General features: G+C 40.7%; 16 protein-coding genes, 2 pseudogenes and 1 other annotated feature. Of the genes and pseudogenes, 3 read left to right on the top strand and 15 right to left on the bottom strand.

Annotated elements, in window-relative coordinates:
- The first annotated feature begins 37 nt into the window (after positions 1–37).
- The 3 genes from NST05_RS10120 to NST05_RS10110 all read left to right on the top strand — a co-directional run bounded on the left by NST05_RS10120 (position 38) and on the right by NST05_RS10110 (position 2,544).
- On the top strand, positions 38–1,147 hold the full coding sequence (locus tag NST05_RS10120) for an AAA family ATPase (RefSeq protein ID WP_340725875.1): 1,110 nt from the start codon (positions 38–40) through the stop codon (positions 1,145–1,147).
- Between the two features lie 63 nt (positions 1,148–1,210).
- On the top strand, positions 1,211–1,972 hold the full coding sequence (locus NST05_RS10115; protein ID WP_064355432.1) for an NUDIX domain-containing protein: 762 nt from the start codon (positions 1,211–1,213) through the stop codon (positions 1,970–1,972).
- A gap of 68 nt (positions 1,973–2,040) precedes the next feature.
- The gene (locus tag NST05_RS10110) at positions 2,041–2,544 is read left to right on the top strand and encodes an HdeD family acid-resistance protein (RefSeq protein ID WP_023909429.1); all 504 of its coding nucleotides are present in this window, start codon (positions 2,041–2,043) and stop codon (positions 2,542–2,544) included.
- 78 nt (positions 2,545–2,622) lie between these two features.
- Here the strand turns inward: NST05_RS10110 and NST05_RS10105 are convergent.
- The 15 genes and pseudogenes from NST05_RS10105 to NST05_RS10040 all read right to left on the bottom strand — a co-directional run bounded on the left by NST05_RS10105 (position 2,623) and on the right by NST05_RS10040 (position 16,977).
- Positions 2,623–3,872 (bottom strand): annotated as a pseudogene (locus NST05_RS10105) (ISL3 family transposase).
- 172 nt (positions 3,873–4,044) lie between these two features.
- A complete protein-coding gene (locus NST05_RS10100) occupies positions 4,045–5,925 on the bottom strand; it encodes an ABC-F family ATP-binding cassette domain-containing protein (RefSeq protein WP_111679279.1) in 1,881 nt (626 codons plus the stop codon).
- 77 nt (positions 5,926–6,002) lie between these two features.
- A complete protein-coding gene (locus NST05_RS10095) occupies positions 6,003–7,211 on the bottom strand; it encodes a CCA tRNA nucleotidyltransferase (protein WP_111679277.1) in 1,209 nt (402 codons plus the stop codon).
- Positions 7,208–7,975: a 4-hydroxy-tetrahydrodipicolinate reductase gene (dapB, locus tag NST05_RS10090; protein ID WP_004197279.1), complete on the bottom strand. Its 768-nt coding sequence runs from the start codon at positions 7,973–7,975 to the stop codon at positions 7,208–7,210. The genes NST05_RS10095 and dapB overlap by 4 nt, the downstream gene beginning before the upstream one ends.
- 60 nt (positions 7,976–8,035) lie before the next feature.
- Positions 8,036–8,885, bottom strand: a pseudogene (locus NST05_RS10085) (DegV family protein).
- Position 8,886: 1 nt separating this feature from the next.
- Entirely contained in the window at positions 8,887–9,261 is a 375-nt protein-coding gene (locus NST05_RS10080; RefSeq protein WP_011680796.1) for a DUF1149 family protein, read from the bottom strand.
- Positions 9,262–9,461: 200 nt separating this feature from the next.
- The gene (locus NST05_RS10075; protein ID WP_340725878.1) at positions 9,462–10,157 is read right to left on the bottom strand and encodes a GNAT family N-acetyltransferase; all 696 of its coding nucleotides are present in this window, start codon (positions 10,155–10,157) and stop codon (positions 9,462–9,464) included.
- Between the two features lie 58 nt (positions 10,158–10,215).
- Positions 10,216–10,506, bottom strand: coding sequence for a 50S ribosomal protein L27 (gene rpmA / locus NST05_RS10070; protein ID WP_002885483.1), 291 nt, complete (start codon positions 10,504–10,506; stop codon positions 10,216–10,218).
- Between the two features lie 36 nt (positions 10,507–10,542).
- On the bottom strand, positions 10,543–10,857 hold the full coding sequence (rplU, locus tag NST05_RS10065; RefSeq protein WP_002885597.1) for a 50S ribosomal protein L21: 315 nt from the start codon (positions 10,855–10,857) through the stop codon (positions 10,543–10,545).
- 40 nt (positions 10,858–10,897) lie between these two features.
- Positions 10,898–10,974, bottom strand: a sequence feature (ribosomal protein L21 leader region).
- Between the two features lie 111 nt (positions 10,975–11,085).
- A complete protein-coding gene (locus tag NST05_RS11110) occupies positions 11,086–11,295 on the bottom strand; it encodes a hypothetical protein (protein ID WP_217903060.1) in 210 nt (69 codons plus the stop codon).
- Complete coding sequence (locus NST05_RS10060) at positions 11,256–11,621, bottom strand: GNAT family N-acetyltransferase (protein ID WP_223899670.1); 366 nt, start codon at positions 11,619–11,621, stop codon at positions 11,256–11,258. Before NST05_RS10060 ends, NST05_RS11110 begins: the two co-directional genes overlap by 40 nt.
- 4 nt (positions 11,622–11,625) lie before the next feature.
- On the bottom strand, positions 11,626–12,945 hold the full coding sequence (gtfB, locus tag NST05_RS10055; RefSeq protein WP_100262578.1) for an accessory Sec system glycosylation chaperone GtfB: 1,320 nt from the start codon (positions 12,943–12,945) through the stop codon (positions 11,626–11,628).
- Positions 12,938–14,449: an accessory Sec system glycosyltransferase GtfA gene (gtfA, locus tag NST05_RS10050; protein WP_111679273.1), complete on the bottom strand. Its 1,512-nt coding sequence runs from the start codon at positions 14,447–14,449 to the stop codon at positions 12,938–12,940. Before gtfA ends, gtfB begins: the two co-directional genes overlap by 8 nt.
- 105 nt (positions 14,450–14,554) lie before the next feature.
- A complete protein-coding gene (gene thiI / locus NST05_RS10045; RefSeq protein WP_340743028.1) occupies positions 14,555–15,778 on the bottom strand; it encodes a tRNA uracil 4-sulfurtransferase ThiI in 1,224 nt (407 codons plus the stop codon).
- Between the two features lie 53 nt (positions 15,779–15,831).
- Complete coding sequence (locus NST05_RS10040; protein ID WP_084828527.1) at positions 15,832–16,977, bottom strand: cysteine desulfurase family protein; 1,146 nt, start codon at positions 16,975–16,977, stop codon at positions 15,832–15,834.
- Between the last annotated feature and the right edge of the window lie 13 nt (positions 16,978–16,990).

Genomic DNA, 16,990 nt, shown 5'->3' with positions numbered 1-16,990 from the left:
ATTTAGTAAATTTACTATATTTAAAAAGGATAACCCTATGAAAAGAAAACATCTATCAGGAAAGAGTATTGGTATTGTTTTTGGAACCTTTGCACCAATGCATGTAGGACATGTCGACCTCATCACAAAGGAAAAACGCGCTAACGACAACGTCCTTGTCATCGTAAGTGGCAGCAACACACAAAAAGATCGTGGGACACGCACAGGCCTGTCGCTCAACCGACGCTTTCGTAATGTCCGTGAAGTTTTCTACGATGATGATGAACTAATCGTTGTGGATAAACTAGACGAAGCCGATATGTCTCCCTATCCAGAAGGTTGGGTGCCATGGGTTAACCGCGTCAAAGACCTTATCACTAAGAATACGGATGGTCCCGAAAAAATTACCTTCTATGTTGGAGAGTCAGAGTACGTGATCGAGCTCAATCGCTACTACCCTCAAGCTCAGGTAGAACTCATCGAGCGTTCTATTATCAATATCTCTGCTACTGAGATTCGCGATAATACTATAGAAAATTGGCGATTTATCACTAAACCTTTCCGTCGCCACTTTACTCGTAAGGTCCTAGTTGTCGGATATGCCAGTGGAGGAAAAACAACCCTTGTTAAGGATTTAGCTCGTACTTACAACGCCCCTTGCTCACTTGAATATGCCAGAGAATATCAAGAGAAGTATAATGTTCGAGATGACGAGTTGGATACCAATGATTATATTCACCTCTTAACCGATCAATATGCCCAGACAGCTGAGATTATTGACAACGGGCAACACTCATGGCTTATTTTTGCAGACACCAACTCAACGGTCACTAAGGTATATATTGACTACTATTTGAAAGAAAACATCTCACAAGAAGAGTTTTATCTATTAGATCGACTCTATCAGGTAACCCAAGCTCGTGAAAAGTGGGATTTGATTTTTGTGATACTACCAAAATCAAACTATGTAGATGATGGTTCCCGTGACATGACTATGGCTGATAACCGAACACGGGATTGGTTTACCAAACATCTCTTGGACCTACTATCACCATTCAAGGATAAAATCGTTATTTTAGGAGAAAACTGTGATAGTGACAGTTTTTTTGCTGACAACTACCATTACGCCAAGAAGACAATTAAAGAACGTCTGCATATCGAAATCTAATGGATTGCTTCAGCAAAAGCATTTTCACTTAAAATTAACAATATAGACTAGGAGGCTAAAAATATGTCTAAAACCTTTGAAAATTCTGGTAGCGAAAAAGACTTCCTGAAAATCTACAGTAATGAAGAATTGGATAAGTATGCCAAACCCTCAGTAACTGTAGACTCAGTCATCTTCCGCTATTTTGAAGGAAGAGTCCAAACCTTGCTTATCAAACGAAAAAATCATCCCTACATGGGAAAATATGCTCTTAGTAGTGGCTTCGTTCAAGAGCAAGAAGACCTCAATACGGCTGTCTGTCGTGAAGTACGTGAGGAGACATCAGTTCAACTGAACACTGATCACATCGAGCAACTCGTTACAGTAGGAACACCTTATCGAGATCCTCGTATGTGGACCATTACAATAGCTTACCTCTGTTTCATGACTTTTAATGATATTCAAATGGATAAGGCTGCCGATGATGCAGCGTCTACGCATTGGTTAGATATCGCTATGGTCAATGGCAAGTTGCAGCTTACTGATGGTGACAAGACGCTGTATCATGATGACCTCGCCTTTGACCACTGGGAAATCCTTTTGATTGCTATGGAACGTATTAAGGGAAGACTCGAATACTGCCCAACTATCCTCAACATTATGCCAGAGGAAAATACCTTGACCGCCTACCGTCAGCTGTTTGGGACCTTTAATGAAACATACCTTAAAATGGATTCCACAAATTTCTTACGTCGCTTTAAACATCTTTTCCAAAAAACAGGACGCCAAGTAGCTACCAGAACTAAAAAAGCCGCTACCTACACTTATCAGACCCAACCAATTTAAAGTAGGTTTTGTTTGACAATTTTTACCTTACGTAGTAGTATTAAGAAAAAATTAATAAGAGGTAGCATATGAAAAGTTTTACATTAATTAGCGGGATTCTCATTATTCTTTTAGGTGTCTTTTTCTTCGCTAATCCTACAAGCCTTCTTGCCATTGTTGGTTGGATTTTTGCTCTAATGATGCTCATTTCTGGGGGTTCAAGTCTCATGGTTTATTTCAAACGTGATAACGAGAACCGTTCCTTCTTCCAATTACTCCAAAGCGTCATTTCGATTGTTTTTGGTATTATTTTGCTATCGGCATCGGCATGGGTACTCTCAGGTGTCGCTGTGACCATCATCGCTTGGTGGCTCCTTGTCTCAGCCTTTACCCAAGGCTTCCAAGCTTATCACCAACGTCAGTTTGGTTTTTCAGGGCAACCTGCTTTGTCAATCGCCTTGATTTGTTTAGTATTTGGAGTCTTGCTCTTTTGTGCACCATTTTTCTCAGCCTTTCTTATTGGTCGCTTTGCAGCCTCCTTAATTATCTTTGCGGGTGTATCTGTCCTCTCCTTTTCATTCCGCTTATGGTAGAACAAAGTTATTTCACTACGTAATAATATAAAAAAGCCGGCTCTTTGTCAACTGTAGTGGGTGACGAAAAGCTAACATCTAGAGAGGACCGGATAGGTCCTCTTTTTATGTATGTTCAGTGTGATGAAGACACGTTTCTTAAAGTTGATGAAGTTTCTAAAACCGAAGCCCAAGCGTTTAATGTCTTTAATTAACTTATTAGTCGCTTCAAGTTTTGCGTTTGAATAGTCTGTTTCTAGTGCATTTTGGATGTATTGCTTGTGTCTAAGAAAAGTCCTAAAGACCGTTTGAAAATAGTGATTGACCTTGCTTCTATTTTCCTCTATCAGGTCAAAGAACTCACCTACTCTCTTCTCCTGAAAGTGAAAAAGCAAAAGCTGATAAAGTGTATAGTAGTCAGTAAGCTCTTTTGAAAAGACTAGTGTCTTCTTAACAACTTCATGTGGTGCTAAAGTTTGGCGGAAAGTCTTTGAATAGAAAGAGTTGAGAGATAACTTACAGCTGTCCTTTTGGAAGAGTCGCCAGTGATTTTTCAAGGCTCGATAGGGTAGTGACTTCTTATCGAACTGGTTCATAATTGCAATTCTAGTCTTTAAAAAGGCACGTCCAAGGTGCTGGATGATGTGGAAACGATCAAGAACGATTTTTGCGTTTGGAAAGAGCTTGCGAGCCAGTGGAATATAAGCTCCAGACATATCCATCGTGATAAACTGTACCTGTTGCCGGACTTTCAATGGATACTTCAAAAAGTAGTTTCGTATAGTAGTTTGGCGGCGATTATCAAGGATGGTTATGAGTTGGTTTGTCTCATAATTCTGCGCCACAAAAGCCAATTCCCCTTTCTTGAACCCAAACTCATCCCAGGACATAACAGCAGGGAGTTTGTCATAATGTTCCTTGAAAGTGAACTGATCAAGCTTACGATAGACAGTGGACGTCGACACGCGAAGTCTTCTTGCAATATCAGTTAGTGACACCTTCTCAGTTAGAAGCTGTGTAACTTTTTGTCGGACTAGATTGGAGATTTGGCAGTTTTTCTCAACGATAGATGTCTCAGCTACCGTGACTCTTCTACAACTTTTACACTGGAAACGACGTTTTTTCAGACGTAGTAGAGTTGGCGTTCCCGCTTGCTCGAGAAGAGGGATTTTAGAAGGCTTTTGAAAGTCGTACTTGATCATCTTTCCATGGCAGTGAGGACATGATGGTGCAGGGTAATCGAGTTTTGCTTGAATCTCGATATGAGTATCAGTTTCAAAAACAAGTGAAATCTTGATATTTTGGTCTTTAATTCCGATTAATTCTGTGGTATTCTTAATAGGTCTCATAAGTTCTTCCTAATGGTAGTTTTGTCACTTTTCATTATAGTTCTTATGGGACTTTTAGTGTACACTCAAAAAGCTCTATAATCTCTACAGTAGTTTTACCCACTACAGAAATTATAGAGCCAAAAAGCCTTGCATATGCAGGGCTTTTAGTATGCTTTGAATGTTAAAGAGTTTATCCCTCTAGCCCACTCAAATACTCATAACGTTCGTATTTTTCAAGTAAGGTTTCATTAGTGGTGTCTAAACCACGTTGAAGACTTGCTAGCTGTCCATAATCACTAGCATTTTCAAGCATGGCTGCCTCAATCTCTTCGATTTTAGCTTCGAGGTCGGTAATTTCATCCTCGATAGTCGCCCACTCTTGTTTTTCAAAATAGCTCATGCGTCTTTTATCTTCTTTGACTTTCTCAACCTTAACGCTAGCTTGCTCTTTTTCTTTCTCTAGAAGGGCTGATTGCTCTTGTAAGAAGGCTTTTTCATCAAGGTAGTCAGTATAGTTGCCAAAGAACTCACGCACCCCACCCTCCTCAAAAGCTAGAATCTTGTTAGCCACCTTGTCCAAAAAATAGCGGTCGTGACTGACGGTTACAACAGGGCCACCAAAACCATTGAGGAAATTCTCCAAAACAGTCAAAGTCGCAATATCCAAATCATTTGTCGGCTCATCCAAAAGCAGAACATTAGGCTTTTCAATCAGAATCTTGAGTAGATAAAGACGTTTCTTTTCTCCACCAGATAGCTTGGCAATCTGTGTTCCATGGGTAGAACGAGAAAAGAGGAATTGCTCTAAGAGCTCTGTGATGCTGGTGGTCCCAACAGTTGTTTTGACTTCATCTGCGACTTCTTGTAAGTAGTTAATGACACGCTTGCTCTCATCCATATCTTTAATTTGCTGTGAGAAATAGCCAATACGTACAGTCTCACCAATATCTAAGACACCAGCTGTGGGAACAAGGTCACCATTAATCAGATTGAGCAAGGTTGATTTTCCGACACCGTTATCCCCAACAATACCGATACGGTCACGGTTTTGCATGATAAGATTGAAGTCACTGAGAATTGGCTTACCATCTTCATAAGCAAAATCGACATGTTCAAAGTTAACTACCTTCTTACCAATACGGCTAGTCTCAAAGTTAATTTCAAAATCGTCATTATTGAGCGTTTGGTGAACCTCACCCTTAAGCTCCTTAAAACGATTGATGCGAGCCTGTTGCTTAGTCGCACGTGCCTGTGGTTGCGTTCGCATCCATGCCAACTCCTGCTTATAGAGTTGCTTTTTCTTATGAAGAGCTGCAGCATCACGCTCATCTTGTTCAGCCTTGAGTCGCACGTAATCTTGATAATTCCCTTGGTACTCAATCAGATTTGCCTGGTCTAGCTCAAAGATGCGTGTTGCCACACTATCCAAGAAATAACGGTCGTGGGTAATAAAGAGGACCGTTTTTTTGGAAGACTTGAGAAAATTAGTCAACCAAGCAATGGTATCAATATCCAAATGGTTGGTTGGTTCGTCCAAAAGTAAAAGATCAGCATCATTCAAGAGAACCTGAGCCAACTGCACACGGCGTCTGAGACCACCTGAGAGGTCTCCAACCTTTTGAGAGAGGTCTGACAAACCTAGCTTAGATAAAACCGTCTTAACCTCGCTCTCAATGGACCAAGCATCAAGACTATCCATCTCAGCCATAACCTTCTCTAAACGAGATTGATTATCCTCAAAATAATCCGCCACGAGGGTCTCATATTCACGAATCAAGGCCATCTCACGAAGGTCTGATGACAAGACCGTATCAAGCACTGTCTTGCCATCATCAAATTCAGGCTCCTGAGTTAAATAAGCAATCTTATAACCATTAGCCTTGGTAAAAGGTGACACGTCACCATCAAAACCAATACGCTCTGATACAACATCTAACAAGGTTGTCTTACCAGTCCCATTGACACCAATAATCCCAATACGATCCAGATCATGGATAATAAATGAAATCTCTTTAAAAACCGTCTTGTCCCCAACGGACTTGGTCAATTTTTCAACAATAAAATCTGACATCTTACTTCCTTTTTACAAATAACACCGCTACGGATCCTACGCATGTTCTGTAGCGGTGTGTCATTTTTATTACGTCTTTAGACTTGTTTCATAGCTTGAACAAAGGCCATGATGGATTCCTCATCATTAGCTAATTCACCATCAACGATAGCATTTTCGATAGCTCTGAGAGTACGACCAAGATCTGGACCAGGTTTGAATCCCAGCTCCTTCATCAGCTTGCCACCATTAACAACGATCTCGTGCTTATCATGAATGAGCAACTGACCATCCAACTCGGCAATACGCTCATAATCCACATCTAATCTCTGAGCCTGTCTCAAGGTTTCAGCTTCCTTTAAGAGGTCCTTACCATAATGATAAACATCTTGTTTGGTCACTTCCCTCTCCATTCGGAATCTAAAAATCTCAATCAAAGACTGAACGGTCTTCTGAAAATTGACAGATGTCTTCCATTTTTTAAGAAAAGAGCGTGGATTATCGTGCTTGAGAGCCAGAAGAGTTGCCGCCCAGGCCTGCTCAGAACTCGTAAATCTAAAGTCTTCAGCATAATCTGCTACAAAAGACTGCCATTCCTCTGCTGTCTCTTGAAAATCTGGCAGATACTGATATGCCTTAGTCGCTAGAAGAGCCTTAACCCCTTTTTTCCAATGTGGTGCCAAGAGCAACTTATCAAACTCGATGAAACTTCGCTCAATCGAAATCTTTTCCAAAAGAAAAGCATGACTAGTCATAGCCTCAAAAGTCTTTTCTTCAATATCGAAGTCTAAGCTCGCTGCAAAACGTAGCCCACGCATGATGCGAAGGGCATCTTCGTTAAAGCGTTCCTCAGCCTTACCAACAGCCCTTAAGACACGGTTGTCCAAATCAGCAAGACCATTGAACTTATCAATAACCTCAGCATTTTCATTAAGAGCAAAAGCATTGACTGTAAAATCACGACGCTTAAGATCCTCTTCCAATGAACGTACAAAGGACACGCTAGACGGACGACGGTAATCCACATAGACATCTTCTGTTCGGAAAGTTGTCACCTCATACTCACCGCCATTTTCTAAAACCAAAACAGTCCCATGCTCAATACCGATATCTACCGTACGCTCAAAAATCTGTTTGGTCTCCTCAGGATAAGAAGACGAAGTAATGTCAACATCGTGAATAGGACGGTTGAGAAGGGCATCGCGGACTGAACCACCAACAAAGTAAGCCTCAAACCCTGCAGCCTTAATTTTCTCTAATATTGGTAAAGCCTTCTGAAATTCAGAAGGCAAATAACTTAATTTCATAGTAAATGTTCCAAACCATAAACAAGCTGATCACGTTTAACCACTTCTTTAATACCAAGATTGACCCCGCTCATAAAAGAAATACGGTCATAAGAATCGTGACGCAAGGTCAATCCTTCTCCTTGGGCACCAAAGATAACCTCTTGGTGAGCCACAAGACCTGGCAAACGAACACTGTGAATACGGAAACCATCAAACTCAGCACCACGTGCTCCAGCAAGTGTTTCCATTTCATCCTCAGCTCCCTGACGTTTGCTCTCGCGAACCTCACGAATAAGTTCAGCTGTTTTCACTGCTGTACCTGATGGCGCATCTTTCTTTTTATCGTGGTGAAGCTCAATGATTTCAAGATCTGGGAAATATTTACTAGCTTCTGCTGCAAACTTCATAAGAAGGATAGCACCGATAGCAAAATTAGGAGCAATCAATCCACCTATAGACTTGTCTTTAGAAAGATCTGTCAATTTCTGAATTTGTGCTTCAGTAAAGCCTGTTGTTCCTACAACCGGTGCAAAGCCATTTTCCAAGGCAAAACGGGTATTTTCATAGGCAACAGCAGGAATGGTGAAATCTACCCAAACATCTGCATCGAAACCAACCAAATCAGCTTTATCCGTGAAGACAGGAACACCATCCACTTCCTTTTCTGCCGCAAACGGGTCAAGCAAGGCAGCCAAGGTCAATTCATCATCTCCCTTAACCATTTCAACCGCAGTTGAACCCATTCTTCCTTTAAATCCGGCAACAATAACTTTAATAGACATATTATTTTTCCTCTCTATTGATCTCGCTCATAGGCGAGCCTGATTCCAGATGGAACGTACTTATTTGGTAAATTTAGGTGTTAAACCTAGCACTAGCGCTCCCTCGACCAAGTGCGTCGCAATCACGGCACATAAGGATACCACCGATGAAACAGTAATCCCTTGAGCTTCCAGCTGACTTTTAAAAGCCTCAGCCTTTTCAGGAGCATTGGTATGAAGGATGCTAAGCTCCATTTCACGATTGTCTTCGGCTAGGGCAACCAAGCGTTTCATAGCTTTCTTCTCTGTACGTACCTTTTCAAAAACAACGATTTCGCCTTCAGCATTAAAATGTAAAATGGGTTTGATAGATAAGATATTCCCCAAAATAGCTGAGCCATTCGACAGGGGGCCACCCTTAACAAGGTGATTAAGATCATCCACAAGAATATAAGCCGTCGTGTTTTCTACTTGCTTCTCGAGCTTCTTCAAAATATTCTCGAATGACATTCCTTGCTCTGACCAATGCAAAACGTTTCTAACCATAGCACCCATAGCCCATAGGAGCTGCCGTGATTTTAGTCTCGTGAAAAGCAACCTTCAACTTGGCATGATCTTCAATCAAAAACTGACTATTAGCCCAAAAACCAGAAATCCCCGAAGAAAGGAAAAGCCCAATGACATGGGTATATCCTTGCTCCCCCAACTCCATGAGAAGGTTATCCAAGTCGGCTAGATTAGGTTGTGACGTCTTGAGCAGTTCCTCAGAGTTTGCCATTTTCTCATAAAACTGATTCACATCCAAGTTCTTTCCTTCAACAAAAGGCTGTTCCTCAACGATAACCGGAATATCTAAAATATAAACATCAGCATGCCCCTGAATTTCAGTAGGTAGATTAACCGATGAATCCGTAATAACTGCTAAAGACATCTTAGAACTCCAAGTTAATTCCTGGACGATCCAAGGCGATTTCAGTCACTTCATAAGTCAAACGCTGAAGTGTATCCAATAGCGGTGCTGCTAAATACTCAGCTTCTTCTTGTGAGAAATCTTTTGGGTTATTGACGATACGGTTTTGAATATGGTTCATTTGAGAAATAATCCCTGAGATAACAAACTCATCACGAACAATCATAAATTGCAAAACAGCTACAACCGACGTATTGTTAGCTTCTTTATCTTTATGGTGCAACTGAAACGTTACTTCAACATTTGTTTTAGGAACACCATTCTCTTTTTCCCACTCATGGTTACGAACATCATAGTGGTAACGGTTAACAAATACTTTTTCGTGAATTAAATCCATTAGTTATTATTCTCCTTGATAAAATCACTCTTTATTATAGCATAAATATGTTTTATTATGGGAATATTATTTACAGAAAAATGAGTATTTAAACTGATTTTGACAGTACTAATAAGCACTAGCAAACTAAAAACTTTGACTTGACCGTCAAGCTACTAAAACAGAGCTCCTTCACCAGAAAAGAGCCCTTATATTAATATCTAACAGTCCCTCAGAGAACGTTTCTGTTGTCCCTGTTCATCAAAATTCTCAGGAGCTAACCAATTCTCAAATCGTTCTTTAAGCCTTGGCCACTCACTATCAATAATCGAGAACCAATCCGTATTTCGACTACGTCCCTTATAAATAGCATGATTACGAAAACACCCTTCATAGGTAAAACCAAGTCTCTGAGCTGCAGTCACAGAAGGACGGTTGAGACTGTCACATTTCCACTCATAACGACGATAGTTGAGGCCTTCAAAGACATATTTCATAACCAGATATTGAGCTTCTGTGGCTACCCGAGTTTTTTGTATAGCAGGAGCCAAAATCACCCGTCCCATCTCTACACTACGATTTTTGGGTGTAATAGCCATGAGTGAGAAAGTACCCATAACCTTCCCTGAAACTTTATCCCTAATGGCAAAGAAATAAGGGTTAGAAGACTGCTCATAGTCTTCCAAACACTGGCGTACTGCTTCTTCAGATTCAAAAGGATCCACATACATATAGGTCCAGTCTGAAAGAATCTGATTGGTAAAGTAGAAGTCTAGAATATCTTCATAGTGTTCTGCTACCGTCAAATGTTCAACACTACAATAGCGACCGTCCAAGAGAGTGATGTCTGGCATCCTCCCTGGAGTGGCATCCACTAAGCTTGGACCGACCTCTTGTTGGTACTGATTTAAAGGCATAGGTATCTTCCTTTCATAAATAAGAAAAGCCTACACAAAAGTGCAGACTTTAGCTGAATTATTTAGCAACTGGGTATACAGATACTTGTTTTTTGTCGCGACCTTTACGTTCGAAACGTACAACACCTTCAACTTTAGCGAAGAGTGTATCATCACCACCACGGCCTACGTTTACACCTGGGTAGATGTGTGTACCGCGTTGACGGTAAAGGATTGATCCACCTGATACAGTTTGTCCATCAGCTGCTTTAGCTCCAAGACGTTTAGCTTGTGAATCACGACCATTGGAAGTAGAACCCCCACCTTTTTTGTGGGCGAAAAGTTGCAAGTTTTCAAGAGTTTTCAACATAAGATTTGTGTCCTTTCTTAGTGATTAGTCGTTAGCTTACGCGTTGATAGCGTTGATAACAACTTTTGTATAAGGTTGACGGTGACCTTGTTTACGGTGGCTACCTTTTTTAGGTTTGTATTTGAAAGTGACAACTTTCTTTTGTTTACCTTGTTTTTCGATAGTTCCGACAACAGTAGCTCCCTCAACAACTGGAGTACCTACTACAGTTTTATCACCACCGACAAGAACAACTTCGTTAAAAGTTACTTCTGATCCAGCTTCAGCGTTGATTTTTTCAACGTAGATTGCTTGACCTACTTCAACTTTAACTTGTTTTCCACCAGTTTTGATGATTGCGTATGTGCTCATGATGCACCTCCTATTAAAATTTTTAATATATCTGAGGTTTCCCTCTGTGAAGACTCGCCTAGTACTGCGGGGACGAACCCACTTACAAAAACAGTAGTCGTGCGGTTGCACAGGACGTGCATTTAGTCAACGTTACAATTCTATCATTTTTCCCCGATAATGACAAGAGAAAAAGTTTTTTGATTACCCTTATTCTGCCAATTTAAGTTTAATCACCTAATACGCCATCTAGTCCACTCTTACACCATGCTTACCTAGGAAAGTCTTAGCCAAATCTTGCTCAATTTTATCTAAAGAAAGACTCCTATCAGTTATTAAAATCTGATACCGCTCCGTTCCTTCAAAATAGAAATGGTTCAAAGACTGATAGCCATTATTTTCATAAAAAGCCAGACGTTTTAGTCGTTGAGTACGGTTAGAAGCATCCTCTTCATCCATAGGCTCAATCGTAAGCACACATGGTCGTCTTTCTGCTTCTTCCCTACTTGTGCTAAAATTTGACTACCGTAACCCTGCGACTGTTTACTTTCCTCAACCGCAAGAAAGAGTAGGTAGACCAGGTTATTAGTACAGATTGCATAGGTAAAACCAATAAAAACTTCCTGATCAAAATAAGCCAAGAATGATTGCCCATTTTTCAAACTATTCCAAGACAATTGCCGGAGTGGGAGTCTCTCCTCCACAGGGAAAGCCGCTTCATAAAGTGAAGCGACCTTCCTGAATGTTGGTGTCAGAGGACAAATGTTACGAACTTCTAGTGTCATTTCCCTAACCAATAACCTTCTTATAATCTTCTGGTGTCGCCACATGAGCATGCTCACGTTGACGATCAAGCAAATGACTAAGAAAGTCACGGTTCCCCAAGGCTTCTTTAAGTGTTTGTTTAAATTGCCCAGCATTCATAGGTGAGAAAATATTGCTTGGTGCAGTATAATCTGGACCATGGCTTGTGTTCGTAAAAGCTAGGATAAGCAAGTTATTTTCAAAGGCAGCACGTGTCGCCGACAGGATTTCATTTTGGTGGTTAATATCCAAATAGAAATCAGCCTGTTGATAGAGATGCTTAACCTGCTCCGTTGTAATATTCGGATAAAGGCTAACATTACTATATTTAGCTAAATCCATCAGGCGGCTTGACATTTCAGTGATTGCCCCAATATGGTAGTGCATGGTAGGTACTTCACTAACAATGCTTTCCAAGTGTTCAATCTGATCTGAGTTAGTCAAGATAAGTGCTTGATTTTGGAAATTATTCTGACGGGCAAATGGATACATGAAGCCAAGGAAAGCCACACGAGAAGCCTGCTCGGAACTAATCAGTTTTAGAAGATTTGTGTAAGCTGTGTATTCTTGCACAACAATCTTAGTTTGACGGTGATTGCTATCAAGAAGGAGACGCATGTTCCCAGGAACAGTGTCAGTAATAGGCTCTTGCCAGAAGAGGACATCTTGACCAGTATTTGGAAGATTCATAGCTGTCAAGAAAGGTGTTGATAAGGAGTTATAAAGGATACGCCGCAAATCATAACCAGCTTCTTTAAGATAAAAGACTACAAACTCTGATTTATTTTTGAAAATGTAGACCTTGTCTTTCCAATTCAAGATAACGTCTTTGGTCAAATGGTTAACGACGATAACTTCCTTGTTGTCTGGAGTGAAATAACTAGTAATGGTCGCTTCTTGCTTAATATTGTAAGTTGTTTGTGAGAAACGATACCCCTTGTTATTGTAGTGATCAGTCACACGCAAGCGACCCGACTCATCATACCAATCCACAGCTTTAACTAGACGCTGATGAGCAGGATGCGCATAGTGAATATGGCCACGTTTCTTATCAAAACGGAAGATTTCCGCGTTGCTATTTGTTCCTAAAATTTCCCAATAATCAGGCACGGGTACTTGATTAAAGTAAAGTGCAGAACCCTGAACCTTATCAAAGCCTGTGAAAAAAAGGTAAGGTGAGGTCACATCGCTAGGTAGAAAGCCATTATCTGAAAGACAAACTGTTGTATTCACATAGCCAGCGACAATCAGCGAGTAATGGAGATCCCAACTACCTTGACTATAGTATTCAAATAAATTAATCATGATCAGTCATCTCCCTTACTAAGTTAAGCCACTTCTGCTCGATTTCCTCTGTCAAAAAGCCTTTAGCGATATCATAAGAGACTTGATGAATATGATCTAAATCTGAACGATTGAAGAAAGCTACAATTTTCTCTGCCAAGGCTGCTACAATAGCAGGCTCATCATCTTTTTCAAATCGAGGGATTAAGTAACCATTTTCATTATCCTTGATAAACGTTTGGTTTCCATAACGGACATCAAAACCAATCATACCAAGGCCCGAACCAACAGCTTCTAGAAGTGTCAAGCCAAAACCTTCACTCTTAGAACCTGATAGGTAAAGTTCGTAATCCTTGTAGACTTCTATTAAATCCTGGTGACCCTTGAGATGGATGTAATCCTGAGCTTGATTTTCCTCGATGATTGCCTTAAGCTTGGCTTCTTCAGCACCTGTACCAAAGATATCAAAGTTAACTTGTGGCAGACTTTCTTTAGCCTTGACAACAGCCTTAACCAGCCAATCCACGTGCTTTTCATTGGCCAAACGTGAAGCTGTGATGATTGAGAATGGTTTACGCTCTCCTTCAGGCTCTCTCAGTTTATCCACACTTCCCACAGGAATCGTTACGATATGAGGTTTAAATGGTGTATATTTGTTGAACTGATCTAGCATAATGCTACGTTGACACTCTGTCGCTGTGATGAAGAAATCAACCTTATCTGCATTGCTGAATTGGTACTCATAGAAGTTATTCCAAAGAATAGTCTTGTCTGTCACAGCATTTTCACTAAAGTGCTCTGCATGGACAACAACTCCAAGCTTAGCTGGTTTAGTATTACGGAAAACAGCCTGTCCTGTACCAGTTGCACGGTCCAAAATGACAATGTCTTGATCGGTTAGACCTAGTTGAGACATAAAGTAGGCAATAAACTCCTGCTTGGAAGACAAAATCTTATCTGGGAAACGGAAGACACTATCCTTACCATCAACAATCTCATCGTAAGCAATACTGCCATCTTCATTGAAGAAACGGCGTTGATAGAGGTGAGCCTTATTATCTACCGGTGTGTAGTACTCTGTAAACATCTTAGTATATGAATAAAAGTCTTTACGAATTAGGCAGCCACGCGATACTTTTTCCACACGATGGACAATATCTTCACCCTCTTTACGCAAATAAGCGGCGTAAAAAATATCTTCCTTGGTACAAAAGAGTTTAACCACTTTGCCATTAATCTCACGACGCGTAATGTCATAAGGAATTTCCTTTTCCAAATCCTTGACAGTATAGGTCGTTGGGGCAATCTTAAGGTCTGTAAAATAGCTGTAAAGCCAGATGATATCTTCATCTGAAAATCCCATGTTACGGGTCAAATCAGAAAGATTGTCCTGCAAGAACATATCCATAAAGACAAACTTAGCCTTAATACCTGTGTTTTTAAAAATTGTAGAACGGTAGGCCTGGGCATACTCAACACCACTTGATGCCCAACCGATTCCTAAATTGATGTTATAAACAGTCATGCAGTTTCCTTTCTAGGTAAAAGTTCAACAGCGACATTTCTTTTCCGATATAGCTAACTCTAATGATACCTGGGCGATAACAAACTGTCCCTATATACTCTTAGACTAAAGTAAGTCTTCAATAAGTGTATCCACTTCGTCTTGCGCTTCTTCAATAGGTGTGATTTCAGTCACCATGATTCCTGCAACCGCACGTTCAACTAATCTTTCAACATCCATACGACCTTCATATCGTTCAACGTTCTTGATTTTTGGATTAGTTTTTGGACGGTCAGGTGCAAAAATAGTACAGCAATCCTCAAAAGGTTGGATTGAGATATCAAATGTGTCGATTTTTTGTGCCAAATCAATGATTTCCAACTTGTCCATAGTAACAACTGGGCGAATCACGGGCGTGCAGGTTACAGCATTGATAGCCTGCATAGACTCCATAGTCTGACTGGCAACCTGTCCAAGACTCTCACCATTGATGATCACGAGACCACCGCGTTCTTCACGAATTCGGTCTGTAATACGCATCATAAAGCGACGTGTCAGGGTCATCAAATAAGCCTCTGGTGCTTTTTCTTTGATTTCCTCTTGAATCTCAGTAAATGGTACTTCTATGAACTGAATATTACCACCAAACTTGGTCAACTTACGGGTCAAGTCTCGAGCCTTTTTAAGTGCACCAGGACTTGTATAAGGTGGGCTTGCAAAGTGAACAGCCTCGATATCCACACCACGTTTAAGGGCTAAATAACCTGCAACAGGCGAATCAATCCCACCTGAAAGCATGAGCATTCCTTTACCAGCAGTCCCTACAGGTAATCCACCTGCTCCCTTAATTTCTTCATGAGAAATATAAGCGGCCTCAGCACGAATTTCTACCTTCAGATTAACATCTGGCCCCTTCATCTGTGCCTTAATGCCAGGAAATGCATCAATTACAGCATTTCCTAAAGTAAGGTTGAGCTCGCGACTATCTAAAACAAAGTCGTGATCACTACGTTTGGCAGTCACCTTAAAGGTGAGGCCGTCACGATAGAGGCCAGTCATAATGTCTTGAACAGCTTTTTTCAATACTTCGACATCTTTTTCAAATTTGTAAACAGGGCTAAAGGCCTGAATCCCGAAAATCTGCTTCAAAGACTCTGCGACTGGTTCGTAGTCTGTGCCATTGAGATAGATGTGTCCACGGTCTCGATCAAAAGTCACTTTAACTTCTGGATAGATGGATAGGACATCCTTGATATTATTTTTTAGTTTATTGATAAAGCGCATACGGTTCTTGCCCTTGGTAGACAATTCACCATAGCGAACCATAATTTCTGAATATGTTAGTGTCATTCCTTTTCCTTTTAAATTTGAATTTAGTTTTATATTTAATCAATTAAATCTTGCTATCTCACTTTTTGTGTCTTGGCGTAGACATGCTTGAAAATCGTGAGAAACTGTTCCACCTGTCCCATATCATTGTCATCATCAAGACTTATACGAACGGCCGTTTGAGCTAACTTAGTCGGTACACCCATAGAAATAAGGGTCCCCGCTGGCTTACCTGCCTTGGATGAACATGCCGAGGTCGTTGAAATATAGATTTGATACTCTTCAAAAGCATGGACAATAACTTCACCACGAACACCCTTGATTCCAAAGGTCAAAATATTGGGAGCAAAGTCCTCACCCTCACCTGAGAAAATAGTAATATCCTCGTACTTAGCCAATTCGTCAAAGATAATCTTTTTCATCTTGGCAATTTTCGGAAGAGAAAACGCCTCTTTGTCAGTGACTAAGCGCAAGGCCTTAGCCATACTCGCAATGCCTGCTACATTTTCAGTCGTTGAACGAAGGTCTTTTTCTTGACCACCACCTGTTAAGAACGGCGTAATCTTTTTGCCAGCTTTCTTGTAGACAAAACCGACACCTCGAACGGCATGAAACTTATGACCAGAAAAAGTTGCAAAGTCAACACGGTCTGTTAAATAAGCTGATATAGGAATCTTCCCAATAGCCTGAACAGCATCCACATGGAAAGATATGGTAGGCTCATTAGCTAGAAGAGCTGAAATTTCTTGGATGGGTTGGATTGAGCCGATTTCGTTATTAACGGCCATAACCGAAACCAAGATAGTGTCAGGGCGTAATAGTCCAGCAAGAGCTTCCACATCTACGAAACCTTGTGCATTAACGGGTATATAGGACACTTCAAAACCATGCTCTGAAAGCCATTTAGCAGATTTTTTTACCGCAGGGTGTTCAATATCGGAAACGATGATATGTTTGCCATAAGGCTCTTTTTCGAAGGCCACACCCTTGATAACCCAATTGTCTCCTTCGGTTCCACCAGACGTAAAGAAAATCTCATCGGCTGATTTTCCAATGAGGTCCGCAACTTGCTTACGAGAAGCCTCCAAAATACGTGTCGCAGATGTTCCTAATTGGTGTAAACTGGATGGATTCCCAAAAATTTTCGTGGACACTTCCTGATAGGTTCTAAGTGCCTCTGGATAGGGCATGGTTGTGGCTGAATTATCAAAATAAATCATGTTTTTTCCTCAA

This window comes from Streptococcus sp. FSL E2-3494 (assembly GCF_038007085.1).
Taxonomy (GTDB): Bacteria; Bacillota; Bacilli; order Lactobacillales; family Streptococcaceae; genus Streptococcus; species Streptococcus thermophilus.
This window is presented reverse-complemented; position numbering and strand designations above follow the sequence as displayed.

What these genes read in the sequence shown, in the direction of transcription:
- NST05_RS10095 (WP_111679277.1), bottom strand. Translation starts at nt 7,211, where the DNA reads ATGAAATTAAGTTATTTGCCTTCTGAATTTCAGAAGGCTTTACCAATA.
- rplU (WP_002885597.1), bottom strand. Translation starts at nt 10,857, where the DNA reads ATGAGCACATACGCAATCATCAAAACTGGTGGAAAACAAGTTAAAGTT.
- gtfB (WP_100262578.1), bottom strand. Translation starts at nt 12,945, where the DNA reads ATGATTAATTTATTTGAATACTATAGTCAAGGTAGTTGGGATCTCCAT.
- thiI (WP_340743028.1), bottom strand. Translation starts at nt 15,778, where the DNA reads ATGACACTAACATATTCAGAAATTATGGTTCGCTATGGTGAATTGTCT.
- NST05_RS10120 (WP_340725875.1), top strand. Translation starts at nt 38, where the DNA reads ATGAAAAGAAAACATCTATCAGGAAAGAGTATTGGTATTGTTTTTGGA.
- NST05_RS10060 (WP_223899670.1), bottom strand. Translation starts at nt 11,621, where the DNA reads ATGACACTAGAAGTTCGTAACATTTGTCCTCTGACACCAACATTCAGG.
- NST05_RS10080 (WP_011680796.1), bottom strand. Translation starts at nt 9,261, where the DNA reads ATGGATTTAATTCACGAAAAAGTATTTGTTAACCGTTACCACTATGAT.
- rpmA (WP_002885483.1), bottom strand. Translation starts at nt 10,506, where the DNA reads ATGTTGAAAACTCTTGAAAACTTGCAACTTTTCGCCCACAAAAAAGGT.
- NST05_RS10075 (WP_340725878.1), bottom strand. Translation starts at nt 10,157, where the DNA reads ATGCCTTTAAATCAGTACCAACAAGAGGTCGGTCCAAGCTTAGTGGAT.
- dapB (WP_004197279.1), bottom strand. Translation starts at nt 7,975, where the DNA reads ATGTCTATTAAAGTTATTGTTGCCGGATTTAAAGGAAGAATGGGTTCA.
- NST05_RS11110 (WP_217903060.1), bottom strand. Translation starts at nt 11,295, where the DNA reads ATGGATGAAGAGGATGCTTCTAACCGTACTCAACGACTAAAACGTCTG.
- NST05_RS10110 (WP_023909429.1), top strand. Translation starts at nt 2,041, where the DNA reads ATGAAAAGTTTTACATTAATTAGCGGGATTCTCATTATTCTTTTAGGT.
- NST05_RS10040 (WP_084828527.1), bottom strand. Translation starts at nt 16,977, where the DNA reads ATGATTTATTTTGATAATTCAGCCACAACCATGCCCTATCCAGAGGCA.
- NST05_RS10100 (WP_111679279.1), bottom strand. Translation starts at nt 5,925, where the DNA reads ATGTCAGATTTTATTGTTGAAAAATTGACCAAGTCCGTTGGGGACAAG.
- NST05_RS10115 (WP_064355432.1), top strand. Translation starts at nt 1,211, where the DNA reads ATGTCTAAAACCTTTGAAAATTCTGGTAGCGAAAAAGACTTCCTGAAA.
- gtfA (WP_111679273.1), bottom strand. Translation starts at nt 14,449, where the DNA reads ATGACTGTTTATAACATCAATTTAGGAATCGGTTGGGCATCAAGTGGT.